Source organism: uncultured Stenotrophomonas sp., from assembly GCF_913778665.1.
Classification (GTDB): Bacteria; Pseudomonadota; Gammaproteobacteria; order Xanthomonadales; family Xanthomonadaceae; genus Stenotrophomonas.
This window is the reverse complement of sequence record NZ_CAJYVQ010000006.1, coordinates 214,232-229,933: the sequence shown is the minus strand read 5'-3', so window position 1 is coordinate 229,933 and position 15,702 is coordinate 214,232. Positions and strand designations below refer to the sequence as shown.

Here is a 15,702-nt window from a genome sequence, read left to right as displayed (position 1 = left end):
AGAACACCGAGTCCTTCTGGCCGATGGTGACCACGTCCACACCCGCGCACTGGTCCTGCCACTGGCGCACTTCGCCCAGCATCTTGCGGAACAGGTTGTTGTTCAGGCCGCCGGCCAGGCCGCGATCGGAGGAGATCACGATGTAGCCGACGCGCTTGACCGACTCGCGCTGCACCAGGAACGGATGCGTGTAATCGGTGCTGGCCTGCGCCAGATGCCCGATCACCTGCTTCATCGCCTGCGCGTACGGACGCGAGGTCTTCATCCGATCCTGCGCCTTGCGGATCTTGGAGGCCGAGACCATCTCGAGCGCGCGCGTCACCTTGCGGGTGTTCTGCACGCTCTTGATCTTGGATTTGATTTCGCGTCCGCCTGCCATGCTCTCGCTCGCTTTGCTCGCTTCGTGGGAATGGGGAATGGAGAATCGGGAATGGGCAAGCCCGGATCCCGCTCCTACGATTCCCTATTCTCTATTCCCGATTCCCGGCAACTGATTTACCAGCTGCCCGTGGTCTTGAACTCGCCGATGCCCTTCTTGAACGCGGCCTCGATGTCGCCGTTCCAGTCGCCGGTGTCGTTGACCTTGGCGATCAGCTCGCCCTGGGTGTTGGCGAAGTGGGCGTGCAGGCCCTCTTCGAACGCCAGCAGCTTGTTGACCGGCACGTCGTCGAGGTAGCCCTCGTTGACGGCGTAGATCGACAGCGCCTGGTTGGCGATGGACATCGGCATGTACTGCTTCTGCTTCATCAGCTCGGTGACGCGCTGGCCACGCTCCAGCTGCTTGCGGGTCGCTTCGTCCAGGTCCGAGGCAAACTGCGCGAACGCAGCCAGCTCACGGTACTGGGCCAGCGAGATACGGATGCCGCCCGACAGCTTCTTGATGATCTTGGTCTGGGCCGAACCACCGACGCGCGACACCGAGATACCGGCGTTCACGGCCGGGCGGATGCCGGCGTTGAACAGGTCGGTTTCCAGGAAGATCTGGCCGTCGGTGATCGAGATCACGTTGGTCGGAACGAAGGCGGACACGTCGCCGGCCTGGGTTTCGATGATCGGCAGCGCGGTCAGCGAACCGGTCTTGCCGGTGACCTTGCCTTCGGTGAACTTCTCGACGTATTCCTCGGACACGCGGGCAGCGCGCTCGAGCAGGCGCGAGTGCAGGTAGAACACGTCACCCGGGTAGGCTTCACGGCCCGGCGGGCGCTTCAGCAGCAGCGAGATCTGGCGGTAGGCGACGGCCTGCTTGGACAGATCGTCGTACACGATCAGCGCGTCTTCGCCGCGGTCCATGAAGTACTCACCCATGGTGCAGCCCGAGTAGGCGCTGATGTACTGCATGGCAGCCGATTCGGAAGCGGTCGCGGCCACCACGATGGTGTGGGCCAGCGCGCCGTTCTCTTCCAGCTTGCGCACGATGTTGGCGATGGTCGAAGCCTTCTGGCCGATCGCAACGTACACGCACTTGATGCCGGTGCCCTTCTGGTTGATCACCGCATCGATCGCCATCGCGGTCTTGCCGGTCTGGCGGTCGCCGATGATCAGCTCGCGCTGGCCACGGCCGATCGGGATCATGGCGTCGACCGACTTGTAACCGGTCTGCACCGGCTGGTCGACCGACTTGCGCCAGATCACGCCCGGAGCAACGCGCTCCACCGGAGCGGTCAGGTCGGTGCCCAGCGGGCCCTTGCCGTCGATCGGCTCGCCCAGCGCGTTCACGACGCGGCCAAGCAGTTCCGGACCGACCGGCACTTCCAGGATGCGGCCGGTGGTCTTGGCGACGTCACCTTCGCGCAGGTTCTCGTAGTCACCCAGGACCACGGCGCCGACCGAGTCGCGCTCCAGGTTCAGGGCCAGGGCGAAGGTGTTGTTCGGCAGTTCGATCATTTCGCCCTGCATCACGTCGGCCAGACCGAAGATGCGCACGATGCCATCGGACACGCTGGTCACGGTGCCTTCGTTGCGCGATTCCGCGGCCAGCTTGACCTTCTCGATGCGGTTCTTGATCAGTTCGCTGATTTCGGAGGGGTTGAGCGTGGTTGCCATCGTCAAGTCCTAGTGCCGGCAGCGGGGCCGGACGTTAAATGAATTCAGTTAGCGAGCGCGGTCTGCAGACGGGCCAGCTTGCCCTTCAGCGAACCATCGATGACCACGTCGCCGGCGTCGATCACGGCGCCGCCGATCAGCGAGGCATCCACCGCGGTGGTCACTTCGACCTCGCGGTTGAAGCGCTTGCGCAGCGCAACCTTGATCGCATCCAGCTCAGCGGCCGACAGTTCGGCGGCCGAGGTCACCGTGGCCTTGACCACGTGCTCGGCTTCGGCGCGCAGGGCGTCGAACATGCCGGAGATTTCCGGCAGCAGCGGCAGACGATGCGATTCGGCCAGGATGGCCAGGAAGCGCGAGTAGGTCTCGCCGTGGGACACCGGCGCCAGCAGGGCGACGGCGTCGTCACGACCCAGCTCCGGGTTGGCGAGCAGGGCCGCCACGCGCGGGTCGGCGGCGACGTGGGCAGAGAACGCCAGGGCGTCCGACCACGGCGCGAACGTGCCTTCGTCGCGCGCGGTCGCGAACGCGGCGCGGGCGTACGGGCGGGCAAGCGTGAGGGCCTGGCTCATCCTTAGATCTCCGAGGCCAGCTCGTCGAGCAGCGCCTTGTGGGCGTTGGCGTCGATTTCGCGCTTGAGCAGCTTTTCGGCACCGGTCACGGCCAGCGCGGACACCTGCTTGCGCAGATCTTCACGGGCACGGTTGGCGGCGGCGTCGATTTCAGCCTGGGCCAGTTCCTTCTGACGGGTGGCTTCGGTGATCGCTTCGTTGCGGGCAGCATCGACGATCTGGTTGGCACGCGCGTGGGCCTGATCGATGATCTCGTTGGCCTTGGTGCGGGCTTCCTTCAGCGCTTCGTTGACCTTCTCCTGCGCCTGGGCCAGATCTTTCTGGCTGCGGTCGGCAGCAGCGAGGCCTTCAGCAATCTTCTGCTGGCGCTCTTCGATCGCGTTCATCAGCGGCGGCCAGATCTTGGTCGCGATGATCCAGATCAGACCAGCGAAGGCGAGCGCCTGCGCGAGAAGGGTGAAATTGATATTCATGGTTAGCTCGATCGCTGGTTTCGGGGTGGACGCACCGCCGTAGCGGCGCATCCGGCCTTCATCCGAAACCGGGTGCATCAGCACCCGGTTTTCTCAAACCGCTGTATCAGCCGGCCAGAGCCTTGGTGACGGCGCCAGCGAAGGCAGCCGACAGCGGGTTGGCGAAGGCCAGCAGCAGGCCGACGGCGACCGAGATGATGAACGCGGCGTCGATCAGGCCGGCGGTGATGAACATGCGGACCTGCAGGACCGGGATCAGTTCCGGCTGGCGAGCGGCCGACTCCAGGAACTTACCAGCCATGATGGCCAGACCCAGACCCGCGCCCAGCGCGGCCAGGCCGATCATGATGCCGACGGCAAGGGCGGTGGAGCTCTGAATCTGCGCGAAGTTGGTCAGGACGGCGAAGTACATGGTTATCTCCAGGAACTTAAGTTGCTAAGGGTGATGAAACGGATGAAGGTTGAAACGCGTTGAAGCTTGAAACTCAGTGAGCGTCTTCCGACAGGCTCAGGTACACGATCGACAGCATCATGAAGATGAAGGCCTGCAGCGGGATCACCAGCAGGTGGAACAGCATCCAGCCGAGGCCGAACACACCACCGGCAATGGCACCGAAGAAACCGGCACCACCCAGCACCCAGATCAGCAGGAACACGATTTCGCCGCCGAACATGTTGCCGAACAGTCGCATCGCCAGCGAGATCGGCTTGCTCAGCCACTCGACGATGTTGAGGATCAGGTTGAACGGCATCATCCACTTGCCGAACGGCGCCGTCAGGAATTCCTTGATGAAGCCGCCCAGGCCCTTCGACTTCAGCGCGAAGAACAGCATCAGGAAGAACACGCTGATGGCCATGCCCAGGGTGGCATTGACGTCAGCGGTCGGCACCGGCTTCCAGTAGTGCACGCCTGCCCATTCCAGCGGCTTGGCGATGAAATCGGCCGGGATCATCTTCAGCAGATTCATCAGCAGAATCCAGAAGAAGATGGTGATGGCGATCGGCGTGACCAGCTTGCTCTTGCCGTGGTAGGTGTCCTTGGCCTGGCGGTCAACGAACTCCAGGCAGATCTCCACGAAGGCCTGCCACTTGCCCGGCACACCGGCGGTGGCCTTGCGGGTGCCCAGCCAGAACGCGACCACGATGACCAGGCCCATCAGGACCGCGGTGAGGAAGGTATCGACGTGGATATGCCAGAACATCCCCTCGCCCTTGCCGACCGGTGCGGTCAGGTTCTGCAAGTGATGCTGGATGTAGCTGGTAGGGGTTAGAGCCTCGCCCGCCATGTGTCCGGAACCTTAGTTAATTGAATTCTGTCAACGCCTGGCCATCGCCAGGACCTGGAACATCAAGCCGACGGCGATACCAGCCAACAGCGCCAACGCAGGCAGCTTGAAGACCAGGAACCCCACCAGCAGGACGCCGAAAACCACGACCCACTTGGCCACGATCGCAATGATCAGGCGAGCCATCGCCGATCCTGCTGCCACCGCTCCCCCGCTCAGTGCCATCCGCGCCGCCACCCAGCCACCGGCCGAAATGGCCACACCGGACGCCAGCGCGCCGAGGGCGTATTTCGGACCTACCAGCAGGAAGGCCAGAGCCAGGACAGCGACCGCGGCCAGCGGGTAGACCGCGGCGCGCAGCATCAGTCGCCGACCCGCATCAACGGAGTTCAGCACAGGACGTCCCGCGTGGTTGCAAGTGGAGGGCTGAGGCGGCTACAGCAGGGGGGCCTCATCGAGCCGCCAAATTATAGCAATGGGACAATTTGCGAGACAACCGCTGCCTGTTCATCCCGGGAAGCCGCAAGTTGCGGTAACGGTTACATTTTTGCGTACCACACGGGGGACAATGACGTCCGCGTGATGCTGCGGCGCAATATTGAACTTTGGTCGCAGGCGATGGAACTTTTGCCCCAGGCACCGGTCCGATCCTTTGACCTGCCCGCAGCAACCTCGTCGACGCTTCGCCCCGCAGGTCCCTCGATGGCCCCGAAGCCCGGCTCCGGGGCCATCTTTTTGCATCGTGGCGACAGCGCTGAACCGTGCACATCGCGTGGACCATACGTTCACGGATGGTGGACGGCGATGTTCGGCACAGTGGCCTTCATTCTGATGAACCACTGCAAGGACTCTTCGATGCGCTCCGTTCCCACCCTGCTCGCCCTCTCCCTGCTCGCCGCCGGCGCGTCGTTCGCCAATGCCGCCCACGCCGCCGAGGGCGACGACCGCTTCGCCATCCGCCTCGGTGCGATGAACATCGACTCGGACAACACGCTCCGCGGCAGGACCAATGTGGCAGGCCAGGACATCGCGCTGGATCAGGACTTCAAGCTGGGCGGAAAGGAATGGGAGCCGCGCATCGACGGCATGTTCCGCATCAGCAACCGCCAGCGCCTGCTGTTCAACTACTTCAAGTACGACAAGGACCGCCGCGAGACCCTGGACCAGGGCATTTCCTTCGGCGGTGAGAACGTGCCGGCCGGCAGCTTCGTGAAGGGCGAACTGAAGTACCAGGTGGCGAGCCTGGTCTACGACTACTCGGTCGTTGATACCGACACCTTCGACCTCGGCCTGCAGATCGGTGGTGAGTACGCCAAGGTCAGCACCAAGGGCTATGCCGACCTGGGCACCGTCTACGAAGGCCAGTTCCTCGACGAAAAGGCCGACGGCGTCGCGCCGGTGGTGGGTGCGCGCATGACCTTCACCCCGTCCGAGCGCTGGATGATCACGCTGCAGGGCCAGTACCTGAACACCCGTTGGGGCAGCTTCGATGACTACAAGGGCGACCTGAGCCGCGCCAATGCCATCGTCGATTACCGCTTCACCAAGAACTTCGGCGTGTTCGCCGGCTACGACTGGTTCAAGCTGGACGTGGACAAGAAGGGCAGCGACGGCACCGTCGGCCTGAAGCAGGAATTCAAGGGTCCGGTGGCCGGCGTCAGCTTCGTGTTCTGATCCCCCGCCCCTTCCACACGCTCTCTCCTGGCGCGGCCTCCGGAAAATCGGGGCCGCGCTTTTTCTTTGCAGCGTCGACCAGGGAAGCAGGCTGGTCGAGCGCTGGGGGAAGAGGGGCTTGCGTGCGAATGTCCCCCGCCGCCCGCCTGTGGCGGTCGTCTCCTCCTTTACTTTGTCCAAACGCCTGCCACCCGCGCAGCGGCCCAGACCCTCGCGATGTGCTGCCGAAGGCATCCCCCGCAGCCAACAAAAAGCCCCGGCAGATGCCAGGGCTTCTCGTTCGGAACGGCGCGGGCGCCTTACTTCTTCTTCGGCATGTACAGATCGGTGATCGTGCCGTCGTAGATTTCCGAGGCCATCGCCACCGATTCGCTCAGCGTCGGATGCGCATGGATGGTGTGGCCGATGTCTTCGGCTTCCGCACCCATCTCGATCGCCAGCCCGATCTCGGCCAGCAGGTCGCCGGCATGCACGCCGACGATCGCACCACCGATGATGCGGTGGGTCTCTTCGTCGAAGATCAGCTTGGTGAAGCCCTCGGTACGGCCGATGCCGATCGCACGGCCGCTGGCGGCCCACGGGAACTTGGCCACGCCGACCTTCAGCCCCTTGGCCTTGGCTTCGGTCTCGGTCACGCCGACCCAGGCGATTTCCGGGTTGGTGTAGGCCACCGACGGAATCACGCGGGCCACCCACTCCTTCTTGTGGCCAGCCGCCACTTCAGCCGCCAGCTTGCCCTCGTGCGTGGCCTTGTGTGCCAGCATCGGGTTGCCGACGATGTCACCGATGGCAAAGATGTGCGGCACGTTGGTACGCATCTGGCGATCAACCGGGATGAATCCACGGTCGGTGACCTGCACGCCGGCCTTCTCGGCATCGATCTTCCTGCCGTTCGGCGAACGGCCCACGGCGACCAGCACACGGTCGAAAGTGCCCTGCGCCAACGCAGGCGACTGGCCTTCCTCGGCGGCCTCGAAGGTCACGGTGATGCCCTTGGCATCGGCGGTGACGCCCGACGCCTTGGTCTTCAGGTGCACTTCAATGCCCTGCTTCTTCAGGCGGTCGGCCAGCGGCTTGACCAGGTCCTTGTCGGCGCCCGGCATCAGCTGGTCCATGAACTCGACCACGGTCACCTTGCTGCCCAGCGCGCCATACACGGTGGCCATTTCCAGGCCGATGATGCCGCCACCCACGACCAGCAGCGAAGCCGGCACTTCGGCCAGTTCCAGCGCATCGGTGGAATCCATCACGCGCTTGTCGTCCCACGGGAAGTTCGGCAGCTTCACCGCCTGCGAACCGGCGGCGATGATGCACTTCTGGAAGCGCAGCAGCTGGGTGCTGCCGTCAGCGGCGGTGATTTCCAGCTCGTTGGCCGAAAGGAACCTGCCGACGCCCTGCACGTTGCGGACCTTCCGCTGCTTGGCCATGCCGGCCAGGCCCTTGGTCAGCTGGTTGACGACCTTTTCCTTGTACTGGCGCAGCTTGTCCAGGGTGATGGTCGGCTTGCCGAACTCGACGCCGAAATCACCGGCGTGGGCGACTTCGTCGATCACCGCGGCGGCATGCAGCAGCGCCTTGGACGGAATGCAGCCCACGTTGAGGCAGACGCCGCCGAGGCTGGCGTAACGCTCGACCAGCACGGTGTCCAGGCCGACGTCGGCGGCGCGGAAGGCAGCGGTGTAGCCGCCCGGGCCCGAGCCCAGCACGACCATTTCGCATTCGATGTCGGCCGGCTTGCCGCTGGACAGCGCCGGCTTCGGTGCCGCCGGCTCAGCCGGGGCGCGGTGCGACGGGGTCACCGGCGGCTTGCTGGCCGGGGCGGCCGCCGCCGGGGCCGGCGCAGCGGCCTTGGCCGGGGCTTCAGCGGCACCTTCGGTCTCCAGCACCACGACCACCGCGCCTTCGGACAGGCCGTCGCCGAGCTTGACTTTCAGCTCCTTGACCACACCGGCGGCCGAGGACGGCACTTCCAGGGTGGCCTTGTCCGATTCCAGGGTCACCAGACCCTGATCCTTCTTCACCGTGTCGCCGACGGCGACCAACACTTCGATCACCGGCACATCGCTGTAATCGCCGATGTCGGGAACCTTGACTTCAATCGTGGCCATGGTGGGTTTTCCTCGTGCCCGCCCGGCATCGCCGGCGGGCTGTCACTGCATCTGTTCACGCGGCCGCGCCAAGGGCGGCAGCCGCACGGTGGGGGCGAAGCGGTGCCTTACAGCAGCACGCGGCGCATGTCGGCCAGTACCTGCGACAGGTACGTGGTGAAGCGTGCGGCCAGAGCGCCGTCGATGACGCGGTGGTCGTAGCTCAGCGACAGCGGCAGCATCAGCTTCGGCGCGAACTCCTTGCCGTTCCAGACCGGCTGGATGGAAGACTTGGAGACGCCGAGGATGGCCACTTCCGGTGCATTGACGATCGGGGTGAACGCGGTGCCGCCGATGCCGCCCAGCGAGCTGATCGAGAAGCAGCCGCCGCTCATGTCGGCCGGGCCGAGCTTGCCGTCGCGCGCCTTCTTGGCCAGTTCGCCGGTTTCCTGCGCGATCTGCACCACACCCTTCTTGTCCACATCGCGGATCACCGGCACGACCAGGCCGTTCGGCGTGTCGGCAGCGAAGCCGATGTGGAAGTACTTCTTCAGGGTCAGGTTTTCACCGCTGGCGTCGAGCGAGGCGTTGAATTCCGGGAACTTCTTCAGCGCTGCGGCGCTGGCCTTGATCAGGAAGGCGAGCATGGTCAGCTTGATGCCGGCCTTCTCGTTTTCCTTGTTCAGTGCCACGCGCAGGCCTTCCAGGTCGGTGATGTCGGCCTGCTCGAACTGGGTGACGTGCGGGATCATCGCCCAGTTGCGGGCCAGGTTCGCGCCGGAGATCTTCTTGATCCGCGACAGCGGTTGCACTTCGGTCTCGCCGAACTTGCTGAAGTCGACCTTCGGCCACGGCAGAAGGTTCAGGCCACCGCCAGCGGCAACGACGCCACCGGCAGCCGCCGGCACGCCATTGCTGAGTGCCGCCTTGACGAACTTCTGTACGTCACCCTTGGTGATGCGGCCACCCTTCTCGGTGCCGTTGATCTGCAGCAGGTCCACGCCCAGCTCGCGGGCGAACACGCGCACCGCCGGGGTGGCGTACGGCACCTTGGCCGGCAGCACGCCATCGGCGTTGAACTGCACCGGCGGGCTGCTCGGGGTGCCGGCCGAGGCGATCTCGCGGGCCGCCAGCTTGTCCGGCTGCGCCGGTACAGCGACCGGCTCGACCTTGGTGGCGGTCTCGGCGGCAGCCGGAGCGGCAGCAGCGGCCGCCTTGGTCGGCGCCGGCGCGGCAGCGCCCTCGGCTTCGATGATGGCGACCACATTGCCCTGCGACAGGTTGTCGCCAACCTTGACCTTGATCTCCTTGACCACGCCGGCGACCGACGACGGCACTTCCATGGTGGCCTTGTCGCTTTCCAGCGTGACCAGGCCCTGGTCCTTCTTGACCGTGTCGCCGACGGCGACCAGCACCTCGATGACCGGGATGCCGGCGTAATCGCCGATATCCGGCACCAGCGCTTCAACGGCACCGCCGCTGGAGGCCGGGGCAGCCGGAGCGGCCGGGGCAGCAGCGGCCGGAGCCGGTGCGCTCTGGGTAGCGGCAGCCGGGGCAGCGGCCTTGGCCGGTGCGGGGGCGGCAGCGGCCGGCGCAGCGGCCTCGCCTTCAGCGACTTCGATCAGCGCCACGACTTTGCCCTCGGACAGGCTGTCGCCGACTTTGACCTTCAGTTCCTTGACCACGCCCGCTACCGAAGACGGTACCTCCATGGTGGCCTTGTCGCTTTCCAGCGTAACCAAGCCCTGGTCCTTCTTGACCGTGTCGCCGACGGCGACAAGCACCTCGATTACCGGGATATCGCTGTAGTCACCGATATCGGGGACAAGTGCTTCCTTGATTTCGGCCATGGGGATAACTCCGGCAATCTGGTGTAGGGAAACGTCTATTGTGCGGCCAGCGGGGGCCAGCGCCAACCGTTACAGGTGTTTTCAGTACGCACGCAGCCGGGACAGGCTGTTGCCCGAGGGATGCGGCGGCGACCAGTCGGTAGCGTATTGTCCGGACCATGTCGGCCTCATGTCGCCAGCGCGTCGGCCACCGGCTGCCAGGCCTGGCGCAGGCGCGGCAACGACCACGCTGCATTGGCCGGGCTGGTCGAGGGTAGCGCCAACACCCTCGGCGGGCTGTCCAGCTGCGGCAGTACCCAGCGCTGGAAGGCCTTCAGCGCGGCGCCGCCATTGCAACCGATCAGCTCCAGCTCAGGTAGCGAGGCGATCAGTTCCGGCACTGCATTGGGCACTTCCGTGCCACGCACGATGTCGGCGTCCAGGCTGCCGCGTCGCTCGCACTGCCCGATCACATCCCACACGCCCACGCCTGCGGCCTGCAGCGCGTTCATGCGTTGCGGGTAGGGCAATCCTGCGTCGAACCCACAGATTTCAGCCACCAGCGGCCAGAAGCGGTTGCGTGGATGCGCGTAGTAGCGCTGCGCCTGCAGCGATGCCACGCCCGGCATCGAACCCAGCAGGAGCACCCGGCATGCCGGATTCACCTGCGCTTGCAAGCCGATGCATCGTGTTGCCGTGCTCACATCTTCTCCAACTTGGTGAATGCCAGCAGTGGCCGAAAAGCCCATGAAAACAGGCTTTTCGCACCATTCGCTGAACGAGGAAAACCATTTTTTAACGCGCGTCGGATTCGATTCATGTTGGGGCGACTACGGTGTGCTCGCCCCGCAACCGGGGGCCCAAAACAAGAAACATTAGGAGATACCCCCATGCGCTCCATCCGTATCCTGAGTCTCGCCCTGCTGACCTCCGCCGCCTTCGCGCCGGCCGCTTTCGCCCAGGACAGCAGCAGCACCGACACCGCTTCGGGCAAGCATTTTGCCGTTGTTGGCGGCGTCTCGCTGCTGCAGCCGAAGAATGATCCGATCGACGGCATCAAGAAGACCGATGGCGGCCCGGCGCCGACCGTCAGCTTCAGCTACTACGTCAACGACAACTGGGCCGTTGAGCTGTGGGGCGCCGCCGACAAGTTCGACAACACGTTCAAGGGCCCGAACAACGCCCGCGTGGGCTCGGTCGAGCAGCAGCCGGTCGCACTGAGCGGCCAGTACCACTTCGGTCAGGCTGACAACGTGTTCCGTCCGTTCGTGGGCGTCGGCTACTACCAGTCGAGCTTCAGCAGCGAGAAGCTGGCTGACGGCAGCAGCTCCGACATCCGCCTGAAGGATGCCAAGGGCGTGATCGGCACCGTCGGCGTGGACATGAACATCAACTCCACCTGGTTCGCCCGTGCCGACGCCCGCTACATGCGCGCCCGCCCGGATGTCAAGGTCGGCGGCGAGAAGATCGGCGAAGCCAAGATGGATCCGTGGACCGTCGGCTTCGGCATCGGCGCCCGCTTCTGATCCAGGCAACACCGCTTCAGTGAGGTAACGCGACGGGCCCTTAGGGGCCCGTCGTCGTTTCCGTCACCCGCTGCCTGTAGAGTCCACGGTCAGTCGACTGCTCTTCTCTTCCAGATGTCGAGCATGGCTCGACGCTACAAGAGGCAGTCGACTGACGGTCGACGCTACGCACGCACACAGGACACGGAGCCGCGATGGACGAAGTCGACCTGCTGGTGATCGGCGGTGGCATCAACGGTGCCGGCATCGCCCGCGACGCCAGTGGCCGGGGCCTGCGCGTGCTGCTGTGTGAGCAGCACGACCTCGCCGCGCATACCTCCAGCGCCAGCAGCAAACTCATCCACGGCGGCCTGCGCTACCTGGAGCAGGCCGAATTCGGCCTGGTGCGCAAGGCACTGGGTGAGCGCGAGGTGGTGCGCCGGCAAGCCCCCTATCTGGTCCACCCACTGCGCTTCGTGCTGCCGTGGGAACCGCACCTGCGCCCACGCTGGATGCTGCGCGCCGGACTGTGGCTGTACGACCATCTGGGCCGGCGCAGTCCGGCCTTCCCCGCCGCGCAGGCCCTGGATCTGCAACGCGACCCGCTGGGCACTACCCTTTCCTCGTCACTGCGCCAGGCATTCAGCTATGCCGATGCGCAGGTGGACGATGCGCGGCTGGTCCTGCTCAACGCACTGGATGCCGCGCAGCGCGGCGCGCAGATGCAGGTGGGCAGCCGCTGCGTGGACCTGCACGCCGAACAGGGGCGCTGGCGCGTGCGGCTGGAGACCGGCGACGGCCAGCAACGCACGGTGCTCGCCCGCGCAGTGGCCAATGCGGCCGGCCCTTGGGCCGGCGGCCTGCTGGAGCGCATGCAGGCGCGCTGTGGCGGCCCCGTGCTGCGACTGGTGCAAGGCAGCCACATCGTGCTGCGCCGGGCCTGGCCCGCTGACAGCGCCTGCCTGCTGCAACAACCGGACGGCCGCATCGTGTTCCTGCTGCCGTTCGCCCACGACCATCTGCTGGTCGGCACCACCGACACCGACTACCGCGGCAACCCGGCGCGCTGCAGCGTGCTGCCGTCCGAAGTGGCGTACCTGTGCGAGGCCGCCAATCGTTACCTGCGCGAGCCCATCGCTCCGGAAGACGTGGTCTGGCAGTTCGCCGGCGTGCGCCCGTTGCTGGCCGACCCGGACCCGCGCGCGGCGAAGCTGAGCCGCGATTACCGCCTGCAGGTACAGTCCGAGCCGGCACCGGCCCTGCATGTGCTGGGCGGCAAGCTGACCACCTATCGGGTGCTGGCCGAAGAGGCCCTGGAGCTGCTGCGCCCGGCCCTGCCGGAAATGGGGCCGGCCTGGACCGCAACGGGGACGCCGCTGCCGGGTAGCGACTGGGGCGATGCCACGCAGGCCGGCGCACGCCTGCAGGCGCTGGCACCGTGGCTGCCCGCGGATATCGCGCGGCGCTGGGCGGGGGCATACGGCAGCCGCAGCGAGGCCCTGCTGCAGGACGCCCGGGGCTTGGCCGATCTTGGCGAGGATTTCGGTGCTGGGCTGCATGCACGCGAAGTGATCTTCCTGCGCGACTACGAATGGGCACGCAGCGCCGAGGATGTGCTGTGGCGACGCAGCAAGCTGGGCCTGCGGCTGGATGCGACGCAGATGGCGCGGTTGCAGGCGTGGATGCAACCCGCTGCGTAGAAATCCGCGCAATCCCGTACAGCACGCCCATGCGGGTTCCGGGCAAGCCCGCACACCGCACGGTCCATGGCGATACCGTAGGATTTCCCCATCGCTACCGGAGACGCTGCATGACGCCCCGCTACGTGCTGGCCATCGATCAGGGCACCACCAGTTCGCGCGCGATCCTGTTCGATCGAGCCGGCGACATCGTCGGCAGCGCGCAGCGCGAGTTCGCGCAGATCTTCCCGCAGCCCGGCTGGGTCGAGCACGATCCGCGCGAGATCCTCACCAGTGTCTATGCCACGCTGACCGAACTGCTCAGCCGCGGGCAGATCGACCCGCGCCACATTGCCGCCCTGGGCATCACCAACCAGCGCGAGACCACCGTGGTCTGGGACCGCACCACCGGCCAGCCGATCCACAACGCCATCGTCTGGCAGTCGCGGCAGAGCCACGCGATCTGCGAGCGGCTGAAATCCGAAGGGCATGAGGCGCTGATCCGCGAGCGTACCGGGCTGCTGATCGATGCCTATTTCTCTGCGACCAAGGTGCGCTGGATCCTCGACCACGTGGAGGGTGCACAGCAGCGCGCCGAGCGGGGCGAGCTGCTGTTCGGCACCATCGACAGTTGGCTGGTGTGGAACCTCAGCGGCGGCCAGGCGCACGTGACCGATTACAGCAATGCCGCGCGCACCCTGCTGTTCAACATCCACACGCTGGACTGGGATGACGACCTGCTGGCGCTGCTGGACATCCCGCGCGCGATGCTGCCGCAGGTGCGCGATTCCAGTTCGGTGTACGCGCACACCCGGCCGCAGTTCTTCTTCGATCATCCGATCCCGATCGCCGGCATCGCCGGCGACCAGCAGGCGGCGCTGTTCGGCCAGGCCTGCTTCCAGCCGGGCATGGTCAAGAACACCTACGGCACCGGTTGCTTCATGCTGATGCACACCGGCACGCAGGCGGTGCGTTCGCGTAATGGCCTGCTGACCACCATCGCCTGGGGCGTGGACGGGTGCGTCGAGTACGCGCTGGAAGGCTCGATCTTCATCGCCGGCTCGGTGGTGCAGTGGCTGCGCGATGGCCTGCGCATGATCGAGCGCGCCGGTGACAGCCAGGCGCTGGCGGCGCAGGTGCCCGACAGCGGCGGCGCCTACTTGGTGCCCGCCTTCGTCGGTCTGGGCGCGCCATACTGGCGCAGTGATGTGCGCGGCGCGATGTTCGGCCTGACTCGTGGCACCCGCAAGGCGCACTTCGTGCGTGCGGCGCTGGAGTCGATGGCCTACCAGACCCGCGACGTACTCGACGCGATGCAGTCCGATGCGGGCATCGCGCTGACCGAGCTGCGTGCTGATGGCGGTGCGATCGGCAATGACTTCCTGGCCGGCTTCCAGGCCGATATCCTCGGCGTGCCGCTGCTGCGGCCACGGCTGACCGAGACCACCGCGCGGGGCGCGGCCTATCTGGCTGGCCTGGCGGTGGGGTTCTGGACCAGCCGCGAACAGATCGCCGCACAGTGGGGCCTGGACAGGCGCTTCGAGCCACAGATGGACGTGGCCCGGCGCGAGAAGCTGTACGCAGGGTGGCAGCAGGCGGTAGCCGCCACCCTCGCCTTCCACGTCGATTGATGGCAGTGCCGGCCGCTGGCCGGCAACCCCATGATCTTTGGCGGCGTTTGCAGAGTGCCGGCCAGCGGCCGGCACTACCGCACGGCCAGAACCTCCGCGGCCCGGTCAGAACGCCGGCAGCACCGCGCCCTTGTACTTGGTTTCGATGAAGGCCTTCACCTGCGGGCTGGTCAGCGCCGTGGCCAGCTTCTGCACGCGGGCGTCATCCTTGTTGTCCGGGCGCGCGACCAGGAAGTTCACATACGGCGAATCCTTGCTCTCGATCGCCAGCGCATCCTGGGTCGGGTTGAGGCCGGCATCCAGCGCGTAGTTGGTGTTGATCAGGGCCAGATCGACCTGGTCCAGCACGCGCGGCAGCATTGCCGAGTCCAGCTCGCGGAACTTCAGGTTCTTCGGGTTGGCGATGATGTCACGCTGGGTCGCCAAGGCATTGGTCGGGTCCTTCAGCTCGATTACGCCGGCCTTGTGCAGCAGGATCAGCGCGCGGCTGTTGTTGCTCGGGTCGTTCGGGATCACCACATCGGCGCCTTCGCGCAGCTCGGCCAGCGACTTGATCTTGCGCGAGTACGCACCGAACGGCTCGATGTGCACGCCGATCACCTTGACCAGGTCGGTCTTGCGGTCGCGGTTGTAGGCCTCCAGGTACGGCTCGGTCTGGAAGTAATTGGCGTCCACCTGCTTCTGCACCAGCTGGTCGTTGGGCTGCACGTAGTCGTTGAACACGCGCACGTCCAGGTCCACGCCTTCCTGCTTGAGGATCGGCTTGACCACCTCGAGGATCTCGGCGTGCGGCACGGCCGTGGCGGCCACCACCAGCTTCTGCGAGGGCTCGCCGGACTTGCCGCAGGCGGTCAGGGCCAGCGCAGCGGCAAGCAGGGGCAGCAACAGGGTCTTCTTCATGGGCGGGGGGGTCTCGTGGGGGA

At 65.8% G+C, this 15,702-nt stretch carries 15 protein-coding genes; 4 read left to right on the top strand and 11 right to left on the bottom strand.

Annotation, left to right across the window (positions count from 1 at the left end; translation table 11 throughout):
- From QZ853_RS08365 to QZ853_RS08335, 7 genes are all read right to left on the bottom strand, one after another.
- A partial coding sequence (locus tag QZ853_RS08365; RefSeq protein WP_295571955.1) for a F0F1 ATP synthase subunit gamma occupies nt 1-379 on the bottom strand: 379 nt, incomplete at its 3' end.
- Between the two features lie 116 nt (nt 380-495).
- On the bottom strand, nt 496-2,043 hold the full coding sequence (atpA, locus tag QZ853_RS08360; protein ID WP_295571954.1) for a F0F1 ATP synthase subunit alpha: 1,548 nt from the start codon (nt 2,041-2,043) through the stop codon (nt 496-498).
- 44 nt (nt 2,044-2,087) lie between these two features.
- Entirely contained in the window at nt 2,088-2,615 is a 528-nt protein-coding gene (locus QZ853_RS08355; RefSeq protein ID WP_295571953.1) for a F0F1 ATP synthase subunit delta, read from the bottom strand.
- A 2-nt stretch (nt 2,616-2,617) separates the two neighbouring features.
- On the bottom strand, nt 2,618-3,088 hold the full coding sequence (locus tag QZ853_RS08350; RefSeq protein ID WP_005419512.1) for a F0F1 ATP synthase subunit B: 471 nt from the start codon (nt 3,086-3,088) through the stop codon (nt 2,618-2,620).
- A 106-nt stretch (nt 3,089-3,194) separates the two neighbouring features.
- Nucleotides 3,195-3,500, bottom strand: coding sequence for a F0F1 ATP synthase subunit C (gene atpE, locus QZ853_RS08345; protein ID WP_005411133.1), 306 nt, complete (start codon nt 3,498-3,500; stop codon nt 3,195-3,197).
- A gap of 73 nt (nt 3,501-3,573) precedes the next feature.
- Entirely contained in the window at nt 3,574-4,374 is an 801-nt protein-coding gene (gene atpB, locus QZ853_RS08340; RefSeq protein WP_057500511.1) for a F0F1 ATP synthase subunit A, read from the bottom strand.
- A gap of 30 nt (nt 4,375-4,404) precedes the next feature.
- Nucleotides 4,405-4,770 (bottom strand): hypothetical protein, encoded by a 366-nt coding sequence (locus QZ853_RS08335; RefSeq protein WP_006471338.1) that lies wholly within the window; start codon nt 4,768-4,770, stop codon nt 4,405-4,407.
- Nucleotides 4,771-5,229: 459 nt separating this feature from the next.
- Between QZ853_RS08335 and QZ853_RS08330 the strand changes: the two genes are divergently transcribed.
- A complete protein-coding gene (locus QZ853_RS08330) occupies nt 5,230-6,048 on the top strand; it encodes a hypothetical protein (RefSeq protein WP_295571952.1) in 819 nt (272 codons plus the stop codon).
- 299 nt (nt 6,049-6,347) lie between these two features.
- On the opposite strand, the gene lpdA is transcribed toward QZ853_RS08330, so the two are convergent.
- The 3 genes from lpdA to QZ853_RS08315 all read right to left on the bottom strand — a co-directional run bounded on the left by lpdA (nt 6,348) and on the right by QZ853_RS08315 (nt 10,668).
- A complete protein-coding gene (lpdA, locus tag QZ853_RS08325) occupies nt 6,348-8,156 on the bottom strand; it encodes a dihydrolipoyl dehydrogenase (protein ID WP_295571950.1) in 1,809 nt (602 codons plus the stop codon).
- 107 nt (nt 8,157-8,263) lie between these two features.
- On the bottom strand, nt 8,264-9,985 hold the full coding sequence (gene aceF, locus QZ853_RS08320; RefSeq protein ID WP_295571948.1) for a dihydrolipoyllysine-residue acetyltransferase: 1,722 nt from the start codon (nt 9,983-9,985) through the stop codon (nt 8,264-8,266).
- Between the two features lie 167 nt (nt 9,986-10,152).
- Entirely contained in the window at nt 10,153-10,668 is a 516-nt protein-coding gene (locus tag QZ853_RS08315) for a DNA-deoxyinosine glycosylase (RefSeq protein WP_295571945.1), read from the bottom strand.
- 186 nt (nt 10,669-10,854) lie between these two features.
- On the opposite strand from QZ853_RS08315, the gene QZ853_RS08310 reads away from it, so the two are divergent.
- The 3 genes from QZ853_RS08310 to glpK all read left to right on the top strand — a co-directional run bounded on the left by QZ853_RS08310 (nt 10,855) and on the right by glpK (nt 14,779).
- Nucleotides 10,855-11,490: an OmpW family outer membrane protein gene (locus QZ853_RS08310; protein WP_295571943.1), complete on the top strand. Its 636-nt coding sequence runs from the start codon at nt 10,855-10,857 to the stop codon at nt 11,488-11,490.
- 194 nt (nt 11,491-11,684) lie between these two features.
- Nucleotides 11,685-13,169, top strand: coding sequence for a glycerol-3-phosphate dehydrogenase (glpD, locus tag QZ853_RS08305; protein ID WP_295571942.1), 1,485 nt, complete (start codon nt 11,685-11,687; stop codon nt 13,167-13,169).
- A gap of 110 nt (nt 13,170-13,279) precedes the next feature.
- The gene (glpK, locus tag QZ853_RS08300) at nt 13,280-14,779 is read left to right on the top strand and encodes a glycerol kinase GlpK (protein WP_295571941.1); all 1,500 of its coding nucleotides are present in this window, start codon (nt 13,280-13,282) and stop codon (nt 14,777-14,779) included.
- A gap of 105 nt (nt 14,780-14,884) precedes the next feature.
- Here glpK and QZ853_RS08295 read toward each other — a convergent pair whose 3' ends face one another.
- Nucleotides 14,885-15,679, bottom strand: a complete 795-nt coding sequence (locus QZ853_RS08295; protein ID WP_295571940.1) for a MetQ/NlpA family ABC transporter substrate-binding protein — start codon at nt 15,677-15,679, stop codon at nt 14,885-14,887.
- Nucleotides 15,680-15,702: the final 23 nt, after the last annotated feature.